Origin of the sequence: Streptomyces sp. NPDC051109 (genome assembly GCF_044455885.1) — a bacterium.
Taxonomy (GTDB): domain Bacteria; phylum Actinomycetota; class Actinomycetes; order Streptomycetales; family Streptomycetaceae; genus Streptomyces.
The window spans coordinates 174,878-183,736 of sequence record NZ_JBITFF010000016.1; the positions used below are offsets into that span (position 1 = coordinate 174,878).

At 71.6% G+C, this 8,859-nt stretch carries 6 protein-coding genes; 4 read left to right on the forward strand and 2 right to left on the reverse strand.

All coding sequences use genetic code 11. From position 1 onward, the window contains the following. The first annotated feature begins 200 nt into the window (after positions 1–200). Both ACIBAD_RS27115 and ACIBAD_RS27120 read left to right on the forward strand, forming a co-directional pair. Positions 201–1,952: an LCP family protein gene (locus tag ACIBAD_RS27115; RefSeq protein WP_134073848.1), complete on the forward strand. Its 1,752-nt coding sequence runs from the start codon at positions 201–203 to the stop codon at positions 1,950–1,952. Between the two features lie 213 nt (positions 1,953–2,165). After that, the gene (locus ACIBAD_RS27120; protein WP_398909029.1) at positions 2,166–3,818 is read left to right on the forward strand and encodes an LCP family protein; all 1,653 of its coding nucleotides are present in this window, start codon (positions 2,166–2,168) and stop codon (positions 3,816–3,818) included. 87 nt (positions 3,819–3,905) lie between these two features. Here ACIBAD_RS27120 and ACIBAD_RS27125 read toward each other — a convergent pair whose 3' ends face one another. Then, positions 3,906–4,934 (reverse strand): glycosyltransferase family 2 protein, encoded by a 1,029-nt coding sequence (locus ACIBAD_RS27125; protein ID WP_134073850.1) that lies wholly within the window; start codon positions 4,932–4,934, stop codon positions 3,906–3,908. Positions 4,935–5,136: 202 nt separating this feature from the next. On the opposite strand from ACIBAD_RS27125, the gene ACIBAD_RS27130 reads away from it, so the two are divergent. Continuing rightward, positions 5,137–6,639: an LCP family protein gene (locus tag ACIBAD_RS27130; RefSeq protein WP_134073852.1), complete on the forward strand. Its 1,503-nt coding sequence runs from the start codon at positions 5,137–5,139 to the stop codon at positions 6,637–6,639. Positions 6,640–6,688: 49 nt separating this feature from the next. Here ACIBAD_RS27130 and ACIBAD_RS27135 read toward each other — a convergent pair whose 3' ends face one another. Then, the gene (locus ACIBAD_RS27135) at positions 6,689–7,240 is read right to left on the reverse strand and encodes an acyl-CoA thioesterase (protein ID WP_134073854.1); all 552 of its coding nucleotides are present in this window, start codon (positions 7,238–7,240) and stop codon (positions 6,689–6,691) included. A gap of 106 nt (positions 7,241–7,346) precedes the next feature. On the opposite strand from ACIBAD_RS27135, the gene ACIBAD_RS27140 reads away from it, so the two are divergent. After that, positions 7,347–8,690 carry an LCP family protein gene (locus ACIBAD_RS27140; RefSeq protein WP_398909013.1) on the forward strand — a complete coding sequence of 448 codons (1,344 nt, stop codon included), beginning with the start codon at positions 7,347–7,349 and terminating at the stop codon, positions 8,688–8,690. The last annotated feature ends 169 nt before the right edge of the window (positions 8,691–8,859 follow it).

Sequence of the window (8,859 nt, forward strand, 5' to 3'; positions counted from 1 at the left end):
ACCGAAGGCCTTGGGCGGTTTGGCCCGTTATAAGGGGAGTGGAATTTGTCACCACCATGGTTTGCAGTCAACTGGGGCGGATAAGGTGAGCGATCCGGTGCCCCGGCCAGACCAAGAGGCCGTGCACCAGCAGCCGGATCGTTGACCGAGCGTCTTGGGGGAGGCGCGTCGCGAGGCACCGACGGAGGATTCGAGCAACCGTGGATGCGCAAAGCCGTGGGCGGGCGGAAGAAATCGACCCCGCAGACCAGTGGGTGCTCAACCCCCGCACTGGCAACTACGAACTGCGACTGGACCGTTCCGCTGCGCAGCAGCCCTCTGTCGCCACCCCCCGCAGACCCTCTTCGGCCCGCACCGGTGCGCCGGGCGCGCCGGCGGCCCCCAAGGCACCCAAGGCCCCGTCTCCGGGGGTGCCCGGGCCGCGGCGCGGCGACGGTCCGCCCGGGCGGCGCGGCGGCCGGCCGCGCAAGGGCGGCGGAGGCGGCGGCCGGCGCAAGAAGATCCTGGTCGTCACCGGCGGCACCCTGGCCTTCCTGCTGGTCGGCGCTTCGGTGGGCGCGTACCTCTACTACGACCACCTGAACAACAACCTCAACGTCACCGACGTCGGTGACGCCGGCACGGGCGGGTTCAAGAAGGACCAGCCCATCAACATCCTGGTCATCGGCACCGACAAGCGCAGCGGCGCCGGCAACGAGGGCTACGGGGACGCGGAGAGCGTCGGCCACGCCGACACCACGATCCTCTTCCACGTCTCCAAGGACCGCAGCAACGCCACCGCGCTGTCCATCCCGCGCGACCTGATCACGAACATCCCGGCCTGCCCGACGAAGCAGCCCGACGGTTCGACGAAGACCGTCCCCGGCGAGAAGGGGACCCGGTTCAACGTCAGCCTCGGCCAGGAGGGCCGCGACCCGGGCTGCACCATGCGCACGGTCAAGGAGATCACCGGGATCACGGTCGACAACTTCATGATGGTCGACTTCAACGCGGTGAAGGTGCTGAGCACGGCGGTCGGCGGCGTTCCGATCTGCCTCGCGAAGGCCGTGGACGACAAGGACTCCAAGCTGAAGCTGGACGCCGGCGAGCACCGGCTGCAGGGCGAGCAGGCCCTGGCCTTCGTACGGACCAGGCACTCGTTCGGCAACCACGGTGACCTCGACCGGATCAAGACCCAGCAGCAGTTCCTGGGCTCGATGATGCGCGAGATGAAGTCGAAGGAGACGCTGACCAGTCCGAAGAAGTTCTTCTCCCTCGCGGAGGCGGCCACCAAGTCGCTGACCGTCGACTCGGGCATAGGATCCATCGACAAACTCACCAACCTCGCCGGCGAGTTGAAGGACATGGACCTCAAGAACATCACCTTCACCACCCTCCCGGTGCTCGACAACCCGGCCGAGCCCGAGGACAAGAAGGCGACGGTCGTCGTCGACCGGCGCCTGGCCGATCCGCTGCTGAAGATGATCCAGGGCGACGTCTCGCTGACGGAGGTCGAGAAGAAGGAGCAGGCGGCGAAGGACGCGGCCGACGCGGAGGCCAAGGGCAAGGCGGACGCCCTGCTCCAGGGCAACCGCGCGCCCGCCGGCGACGTACGGGTGGACGTCTTCAACGGCGGCGGCCCCGGCGGCGCGGCCTCCACCACCGTCACCTGGCTGCAGAACAGCAAGGGCGTGAACAAGTCCAGCAACCGCGGCAACGCGCCCGCCAAGGTCGACACGACGCAGCTGGAGTACGCGCCCAACCAGGCCGACCAGGCCCGGGCGCTGGCCGACCTGATGGGGCTGCCGGGCACGGCACTGAAGATGGGCTCGGCGGACGCCGCGCCCAAGACCCCGATGAAGCTGACGCTCGGCGCCGACTTCAAGGGGGCGGGGGTCTCGCTGACGGCGCCGCAGAAGGCGCCGGAGGACATCCAGCGGGTCGAGGCCGACAAGGCGATCTGCGCCAAGTAGGCCCGGCAGGAAGGGCCGCGGTACCGCGGCGGCGAGCGGGCCGCAGTGGCACGCGGGCCGCGGCGCACGCGCGCCGATGCGCCGCACCACAGCAAGGCAGGCAAGCCGAGCACGACCGAGCAAGGCAAGCAGGCCGGCCCGTGCCGGTGGAACCTGCACCGGCACACCACGACACGAAGTGAATCTTGAGGGGGACGTGTGAGGCACAGCAGTGTGCGAGGGGAGGGGGCGCCCGCCCAGCCCGGTGAGATATCCGGCGGCGGATCCGGTGCGTCCGGCAACGTCCCCAGACCGAGAGGCGGGGCCGGCGCAGGCAGCCCCCAGCGGAGCGGCCGGCGGCGGGTGCTGCGCTGGGTGTCCTCCGTGCTGTCGCTCCTCATACTCGTGACGGCGGCGGGCGGCTACCTCTACTACCGCCACCTCAACGGCAGCATCAAGACGGACGTCCTGAACCTCGGCGAGAACAAGCTGGGCGGCTCCAAGCCCAACGCCTTCGGCCAGACCCCCCTGAACATCCTCCTCATCGGCTCCGACGCCCGTGACGACGCGGCCAACCAGGCCCTCGGCGGGGCCACGGACACGTTCGGCGGCCCGCCCCTCGCGGACGTGCAGATGCTGCTGCACCTGTCGGCCGACCGCAGCAACATGTCGGTCGTGTCCATGCCGCGCGACACGATGCTGATGATGCCGAAGTGCACCGAGCCGGGCCCGGGCGGCAAGGTCCACCAGGCCAGCCGGGGCCTCGTGCAGACCAACGAGTCCCTCGGCCGGGGCGGACCGGGCTGCACGGTCGCCGCCTGGACGGAGCTCACGCACATCCCGATCGACCACTTCATGATGATCGACTTCAAGGGCGTGGTGACGATGGCGGACGCCATCGGCGGCGTCCCGGTCTGCGTCCAGCAGAACGTGGAGTCGCGCACCAAGGACGGCAAGGGCTCCGGCCTGAAGCTGCCCGCCGGGACGAACACCATCCAGGGCGAGCAGGCCCTCCAGTGGCTGCGCACCCGCTACGGCTTCGAGGACGGCACCGACCTCGGCCGCACCCACGCCCAGCACATGTACATGAACTCGATGGCCCGCGAGTTCCGCAAGAACGCCAAGCTCAGCAACCCTATGAAGCTCAACAGCCTGGCGCAGGCGGCCATCAAGGCCATGGTCGTGGACCCCGGCCTGAACAAGATCGACAAGCTGTACGACCTCAGCATGGAGCTCAAGAAGGTCCCCACCGGGCGGATCACCATGACGACCATGCCGTGGGTGTACAGCACCCGCGAGGAGGGCCGGGTCGAGCCCAAGCCGGTCGAGGCCGAGGCCCTGTTCCGGATGGTCCGCGAGGACATCGCGCTCGACGGCAAGGGCTCCGGGAACCCGAACCCCGACGGCACCCCGGCCTCGCCCGCCGCCTCCGCCCCGGCCCCGTCCCAGCCGGCCGCCGATCCGGCCGCGCCCCCGGCGAAGATCGCGGTCAGCGTGCGCAACGCGACCGGCGGCAAGGACGGCGCCCAAACCCGGGTCAAGGGCCGGGCCGACGAGGTCGCCGCCCTCCTGGTCGGCAAGGGCTTCACCAAGGCCCAGGCCAACACCCAGACCGGCGCCGAGGACACCACCGTGATCCGCTTCTCCAGCCCCGAACAGGCGGGTGACGCGGCGGCCGTGGCCACCGCGCTCGGCCTGCCGGCGAGCGCCGTGGAGAAGTCCGAGGACGTCACCGGGATCGTGCTCCTCGTCGGCAAGGACTGGCGGGCCGGCAACGCGCCGACCCCGCCGCCGGCCGCCCCCACCAAGGCCCCGGACTCCGCCCGTCCGTTCAACGGCGACGACGACAAGGAGTGCATGGCGATCCAGCCGGGCTTCACCTGGTAGGACCGTAGGCACGAAGGGCCCGGTGGCGCTGTCGCCACCGGGCCCCTTCACGTGTACCTGCGCGCCGTACGTGCGTCCGCGGCCTGCTCAGACCTCGCTGGCCAGGTCCCGGCGCACCGCCGGGCGGCGGCTGGCGATGACCTTGGCCGCGAGCGAGCGCGGGCTGGTCAGGAAGCCGAAGCCCCAGGACATGTGCATGGTGGCCATGGCCACCGGGATCTGCGCCCGCGCCTTCAGGGAGAGCCCCTTGCCGGCCGGGACGGAGCCCGCGGTGATCGCCGCGAGGTAGCCGGCGGGGACCACGAAGCCCCAGGGGCTGACGGCCGCGCCGACCACGACACCGGCGGCGATCGCGCACAGGGCGGTCGGCGAGGCGAGGTAGCGCAGGTTGATCGAGCCCGAGTGGTAGCGGGCCACCACGTGCCGCCAGCGGCCGTAGTCCTTGTACTGCTTGGCGAGCGCCCGCACGGACGGCCGCGGCCGGTACTGGACCTTCAGCTCGGGCGAGAACCAGATGAGCCCGCCGGCCTCGCGGATGCGGAAGTTCAGCTCCCAGTCCTGGGCGCGGATGAACTCCTCGTTGTAGCCGCCCGCACGCTCCAGCGCCTCGCGGCGGAAGACACCCAGGTAGACGGTGTCGGCCGGGCCGGCCTTGCCTCCGGTGTGGAAGGCCGCGTTGCCGACGCCGAGCTTGGAGGTCATCGCAGCGGCGACGGCGTCCTCCCAGGCGTTCTCGCCCTCGGCGTGCATGATGCCGCCGACGTTCTGCGCACCGGTCTCCTCCAGGAGGCGGACCGCGGTGGCGATGTAGTTCGGCGAGAGCATCCCGTGGCCGTCGACGCGTACCACGATCGGGTGACGCGAGGCCTTGATGGCGGCGTTGAGGGCGGCCGGGGTGCGGCCGGAGGGGTTCGGAACGGTGACGACGCGGGGGTCCTCGCGTACGAGCTCGGCGGCGATCTCGTCGGTGCGGTCCTTGGACGGCCCCAGCGCGATCACCACCTCCATCTCACCGGCGTACTCCTGTCCGAGGATGTGGCGGACGGAGTCACGCAGATGGCGCTCCTCGTTGAGCACCGGCATGATCACCGAGACTGCGGGCTGCTGGGCGGGCATGTGGTCCTTCACGGTCGGGTATCGGTGTCACGTTACCGCGTACGGGGGAAACGGGTGCGCGCCGCATGATCGGTAGGGACAGCGGCTGATCGTATGGGCCTACTGTTCTGACGATCTGCCCGATGTGTCTGCCCGATGTGTCTGGCCTTGAAGTGTCCGGTTCGCTCCTGTCGGCCCTGCCGTCCCCGCGGAGGTGTCCCCCGTGCCCCAGCCGCACCGTCCCACCCGACCCGCCCGGCCCCCGCGGCCGCAGCGCGCGCGGCGCGGAGGTGCTCCGGACCGGCGCCGGGAGGGCGCCCGGCCCCGGTGGGGGGTACGGCTGGCGGCCGGGCTGGCGGTGGCGGTACTGGGCTCCGGGGCGATCGGGCACGCGGTGATGACCGGCCTGGACACGGGGATCGAGCGGGTGGACCCGTTCAAGGACATGAAGAACCGGCCGCAGGCCGGGCACGGCCTGAACTTCCTGCTGGTCGGCACCGACGGACGGGACAGGATCACCCCCGAGGACAAGCGCGAGTACCGCCTCGGCGGCGCCCCCTGCCACTGCACCGACACCGTCATGCTGGTGCACCTCTCCGCCGACCGGGAGCGGGCCAGCGTGGTCAGCCTGCCCCGCGACAGCTACGCCGAGCTGCCCGAGCACCGGGACGAGTCCAGCGGGAAGCAGCACGGGCCGCACCCGGTGAAGCTGAACGCGGCGTACGCGGAGGGCGGGCCCCAGCTGACCGTGCGGACCGTCGAGAGCATGACCCGGGTGAAGATCGACCACTACCTGGAGGTCGACTTCGCCAGCTTCATGAAGACGGTCGACGCGATGGGCGGCGTGGAGATCTGCACCGCCAAGGCCCTGCGCGACCAGAACACCGGCCTGGACCTGCTGCCGGGCAGCCACCGGCTCAGCGGCGGACAGGCCCTGCAGTACGTGCGCTCGCGCCATGTGGACGGAGCCGCCGACCTCGGCCGGATGCAGCGCCAGCAGCGGTTCGTCGCGGCCCTGATCAAGCAGGCCACCGGCGGCGGGGTGCTGCTGAACCCGGTGAAGTTCAAGGAGGTCAGCTCCACGCTGCTGGGCTCCGTCCGGGCCGACCGGGGCTTCGGCTCGGAGCAGATGCTGGCCCTGGGGCAGGCCCTGCGCGATTTCACCCCGGCGTCCTCGGAGTTCGCCTCGGTCCCGATCGGGAACCCCTCGTACCCCGTCAAGGGCATCGGCTCGACGGTGAAGTGGGACGCGCCGAAGGCCGCGAAGCTCTTCGAGGCACTGCGCCTGGACCGGCCGCTGGCCCCCGCCGCGCCGGGGCGGCAGCCCGAGGGCCGGCCGCAGCAGCAGCCGGCGGTGCCGGTGGACGTACCGCCGCAGCAGATCCGGGTGCAGGTGGAGAACGGCACCCGGATCGACGGGCTCGGCGGGCGGGTGGACGCGGCGCTGCGCGCCACCGGCTTCGACACCACCCGGGCCCCGGGCAACGGCGCGAGCCGCGACGTCAAGCGCACGGTGATCGCGTACGACCCGCGCTGGGACCGCTCGGCCCGTACGGTGTCGACCGCGCTGCCCGGCAGCGAGCTGCGGGCGGTGGCGGGCCAGGGGCGGACGGTGCTGGTGATCGCCGGGGCGGACTACCGGAAGGTGGTGCCGGTCCGGCCCGAGGACCCGAACCAGGGACAGTACGGGGTGGTCACCGGCGACCAGGTGATCTGCGGGAAGTGACGACGGGTCCCGGCCGTCGGCGACGGGGCTCCTTCGTCGGTGACCGGTCTCAGTCGTCGTCGAAGCCCTGGGCCGCGCGCTCCTCGCGCAGCGCCATGATCGCCCGGCGCCGGGCCAGCCGGTGCGTGCGGCGGATCTGGGCCTCCTGGTTGCGGCGGCGGTCCTGGTCGGTCTCGGGGAGCACCGGCGGGACCGTGCGCGGCTTGCCCTCGGCGTCCACGGCGGTGAAGACGAGGTAGGCGCTGCCGACCTGGGTGGCGGGGGTGGACTCGTTCCACCGCTCCGCGAGGACCCGTACGCCGATCTCCATGGAGGAGCGGCCGGTCCAGTTGCACTGGGCCTTCACGTGGACGAGGTCGCCCACGCGGACCGGGGCGAGGAAGGCCATCTCGTCCATGGACGCGGTGACGGCGGGGCCGCCGGAGTGGCGCCCGGCGACGGCGCCCGCCGCGTCGTCCACCAGCTTCATGATCACGCCGCCGTGCACCGTGCCGAGGAGATTGGTGTCGTTGGCCGTCATGATGTGGCTGAGCGTGGTCCGCGAGGCCGAGATCGGCTTGCCCTGGGGTTCGCCGGCCGTCGCGACCGGTATCTCTGTCATGCGCCTACCTTAAAGCCGACGCGCAGGCATCAGCTCTGCAACAGCACCGGAACGAAGCTCCGCCCGGACTGTCGGGCACCGTATCCGGCCAGGCATCCTAGGCGGCATGAGTGAGTGGCCCGAGGGGCGCAACGACAGCGGAGACGACCGGTACGGACGCGGCAGCGCGCAGGCGCAGCCTGAGGGTGCCCGGCGGATGCCGCATGTCCAGCGCCGGCAGCAGCGGCCGGTGCCGCCGCAGCAGCAACCGCAGCGACCGGCGCAGCCGCCGGCCCGGCCCGGGCAGCCGCCCGCGTACGGGGTGCCTCCGCAGCAGGCCCCGAGCCACGACTCGTACGGCTACGACAGCGGCTACAACACCGGCCAGGTCTACGGGCGGCCGCAGAGCGCCCCGGCGGGTCCGGGCGGCCCGGGTTCGCCCACCGGTCCCGGGGGCCCCGGCGGGCGGCCGGGGCGGCCGGCCGGACCGGCCCCGGACTGGCGCAAGCGGATCAAGATCGGCTCGATCGTGCTCGTCACGGCGCTGCTCGCGACCACCATCGGCACGTACTTCTGGGCCGACTCCAAGGTGCGCCGCGAGGTCGACCTCTCCAAGGTCATCGAGCGCCCGAAGGAGGGCGACTGCACGACGTACCTGGTCGTGGGCTCGGACAGCCGCGAGGGCCTGTCCGACGAGGAGAAGAAGAAGCTCCACACGGGCTCGGCCGAGGGCAAGCGCACGGACTCGATGATGATCCTGGCCGCCTGCTCCAGCGGGAACACGATGATCTCGCTGCCGCGCGACTCGGACGTGGAGGTCCCGTCGTTCGTCGGCTCCGAGTCCGGGAAGAAGTTCGCGGGCACGGGCAAGCACACCAAGCTGAACGCGACGTACGCGGACGACGGCCCGGAACTGCTGGTGCGCACCGTGGAGTACAACACGGGCCTGCGCATCGACCACCACGCGGAGATCGGCTTCGCCGGGTTCGCGAACATCGTGGACGCCCTCGGCGGTGTCGACATGAACATCGAGAAGGGCTTCAAGGACGAGAAGTCGGGCGCCGACTTCAAGGCCGGCGAGCAGACCCTCAACGGCAGCCAGGCGCTGGCGTTCGTCCGGACCCGGTACGCGTTCGCCGAGTCGGACCTGGCGCGTACGAAGAACCAGCAGAAGTTCCTGTCGACGCTGGCCAACCAGGCGGCGACGCCCGGCACGATCCTCAACCCGTTCAAGCTGTACCCGGTGTTGGGCGCGGGTCTGGACACGCTGATCGTCGACAAGGACATGTCCCTGTGGGACCTGGCCGACATGTTCTTCGCGATGAAGGGCATCAGCGGCGGCGAGGGCGTGTCGATGAACATGCCGATCTCGGGCGAGCGCGGCGGCAACCTGATCTGGGACAAGGCGAAGGTGCAGCAGCTCGTCAAGCAGATCCAGAACGACGAGAAGGTCACGGTCAAGGGCAACTAGGGAGTGTCCGGCGGCTGATGGCCGGACCCCCTCCCGCCTGACACGGCGGTGGCGGCCCCCCCCCCCGGGGGGGGGGGCCCCCGGCCGGGGCGGGGGGCCGGGCCGCCCCCCCCCCCCCCCCCCCCCCCCCGGGGCCCGCGGGGGCCCGCCCCCCCCCGGCCCCCCCCCC

Excerpts from the sequence above, each read along its gene's own strand:
- ACIBAD_RS27135 (WP_134073854.1), bottom strand. The coding sequence starts at position 7,240 with ATGACAGAGATACCGGTCGCGACGGCCGGCGAACCCCAGGGCAAGCCG.
- ACIBAD_RS27140 (WP_398909013.1), top strand. The coding sequence starts at position 7,347 with ATGAGTGAGTGGCCCGAGGGGCGCAACGACAGCGGAGACGACCGGTAC.
- ACIBAD_RS27125 (WP_134073850.1), bottom strand. The coding sequence starts at position 4,934 with ATGCCCGCCCAGCAGCCCGCAGTCTCGGTGATCATGCCGGTGCTCAAC.